Genomic DNA, 293 nt, shown 5'->3' with positions numbered 1-293 from the left:
TAACCTCACAACCCGAAGATGTTTCTTTCGATTCATCACCGGTTTGCGAAAATTTGAGAGACTCGAACACACATTAACTGTGTGTCGTTTCAATTTTCAGCTTGATCCAGATTTTTAAAGAGCAAAATTTCACAATGCACTTCGCAGTACATTTTGAAATTTATCATTCATCAGACAATCTGTGTGAGCACTACAAAGGCAGGTTCTTTAAGGTAAGGAGGTGATCCAACCGCAGGTTCCCCTACGGTTACCTTGTTACGACTTCACCCCAGTCATGAATCACAAAGTGGTAA

The 293-nt window shown here is 40.6% G+C and carries 1 rRNA gene; it reads right to left on the bottom strand.

What is annotated here, in order from left to right:
- Nucleotides 1–213: 213 nt before the first annotated feature.
- Nucleotides 214–293 (bottom strand): 16S ribosomal RNA (locus tag BJP35_RS00005); the annotation flags it as partial.

Source organism: Enterobacter sp. J49 (genome assembly GCF_002148625.1).
GTDB classification, from domain to species: Bacteria; Pseudomonadota; Gammaproteobacteria; order Enterobacterales; family Enterobacteriaceae; genus Enterobacter; species Enterobacter ludwigii.
This window is presented reverse-complemented; position numbering and strand designations above follow the sequence as displayed.